The organism is Methylobacterium sp. J-030, assembly GCF_022829545.1.
Classification (GTDB): Bacteria; Pseudomonadota; Alphaproteobacteria; order Rhizobiales; family Beijerinckiaceae; genus Methylobacterium.
Genome location: NZ_JAKSYM010000134.1, coordinates 1 through 1,620 on the forward strand (window position 1 = coordinate 1; position 1,620 = coordinate 1,620).

3 protein-coding genes are annotated in these 1,620 nt (G+C 67.6%); 2 read left to right on the forward strand and 1 reads right to left on the reverse strand.

Annotation, left to right across the window (positions count from 1 at the left end):
• The coding region (locus MKK75_RS07530) for a hypothetical protein (RefSeq protein WP_244041980.1) at positions 1–324 on the forward strand (324 nt) is incomplete at its 5' end.
• A 133-nt stretch (positions 325–457) separates the two neighbouring features.
• The gene (locus MKK75_RS07535; protein WP_244041981.1) at positions 458–988 is read left to right on the forward strand and encodes a hypothetical protein; all 531 of its coding nucleotides are present in this window, start codon (positions 458–460) and stop codon (positions 986–988) included.
• Between the two features lie 341 nt (positions 989–1,329).
• On the opposite strand, the gene MKK75_RS07540 is transcribed toward MKK75_RS07535, so the two are convergent.
• Positions 1,330–1,620, reverse strand: a 291-nt coding sequence (locus tag MKK75_RS07540; RefSeq protein WP_244041982.1) for a Crp/Fnr family transcriptional regulator, incomplete at its 5' end; no start/stop codon positions are given.

The following is a 1,620-nucleotide window of genomic DNA, read 5'->3' on the forward strand; positions in this document are numbered from 1 at the left end:
GAGGAAATGAGCAAGGGCATTCAGGGCATGTCCAACCGATCCATCTCCTGGAACGCCGCCCTCCGCGACATCCGCTCCGACCGCACCGTCGTGCCGGTCGGCTTCCTCTCGGCCCGGGCTCGCTGCCAGGGCTTCGCTGAGTTCCGTCATCGCCCGTTGGTGGTGGCAGGCCAGTTCAACCGCTCGGCCGTGATGGCTGCGGCCGTATCGGCGGCCAAGGCGCATCAGGAGCGCCACGGCGGTACGTGGCAGGCGGCGATGTCCGTCTGTCTGAAAGCATCCTGGCAGGCCGCGCGGATGGCGCGGAACGCCACGGCGCACTGAGTTTCAGAGATCCGGCCCTGGCCGGACGCGGGCGGGCCACAGGGCATGTGCCAACCACAGTAGATCTGCCCGCCCGCACCCCTTCACCCACGACCCGAGCCCCCTGCAACGAGCCCCCACAGGAGCACGATCCATGACGCACGCCCTCACCGCCACCCGCCCCACGCCGCTGCTGCGCACCTCGCTCGCGGATCGCCTCGCCGCCACGCGCGCCGCCCTGACCCGCACCACCAAGACGCCTGCCCCATCGCAGATCCACGCGGATCTGTTGACCGCCTACGCCGAGCAGCGGGCCGTGATGCCCCTGTTCGATCTGATGGCCGACAGCGACACGCCAGACTACCGCGCCGCATTCCGCGTCGAGCAGTGTCTCCGCGAACTGCTGGCGGCCGTCATCAAGGCCCCGACCCCGACGACGCTGGACGGTCTCGGTACGCTGGCTCTCGCCATGGCGATCGACGCCGAGGGCAACCTGAACGGTCATCGTGGCGACTGCGAGCCGGAGTACGCCCGCGCCGCCCGCGCCCTTGTCATCCTAACGCGGGTGGATCTACCGGCCGGCTTCACCGGGTTCGGGGACGAGCCCGACCACGAGGCCCGCGAGGAAGCGCTGATGTCCGGCCCGGTGAGTGTCCCGGCCTGGGCCCGTACCGACGCGGCCTGACAGGGATCCCGCGCGAGCCTGATCCGGCCGTCGAGCATCTGCGCGTGCCGACGTCAGCCTCTCTGCGCACGACGTCGGCCCGAATTGGGCGCACAGGGCAAGGCACAAGCCCCGATCTTTCAGAGTACGGCCACAGATGCTCTGCGTGCCCCTGTCAGCCGCTGATAGGGAGTAACGGGGGAGTACGGGGATCACGGGTCAGCAGCTGATCGAGAACGGCGTTACCTCCCGGTTTGTCACCGCCCCTGCAGAGGCCGTTCGAGAGGCGGCTGGAGGGCCGCTCAGGGTGGGGAGCAGATCTTGAGCCTTCACCCCAGAGCGGACGTTCCGCTGCAGCCAGTCTACGATGTTCCCGAGAGCGAACGTTCGACGTCGTCGCGTGGGTTCAGGTGGAGATACTTCGGATCAAACTCAGCGAAATCCATCAGCCGCGCAGCGTTGGGAATGCGCAAGCGCTTGCGCCTCCATTCGAGCAGGCCCCGACCTCGCAGATCCTGAAGCACCCGGTTCACGTGTACGCTGCTGATGCCCAGCGCGTCTCCGAGATCATCCTGGGTCATTGGAAATTCGAAGCTGTCCTCGCTCACCAAGCCTACGACCCGCAAGCGCACGAGCAACTCGCACACGAGATG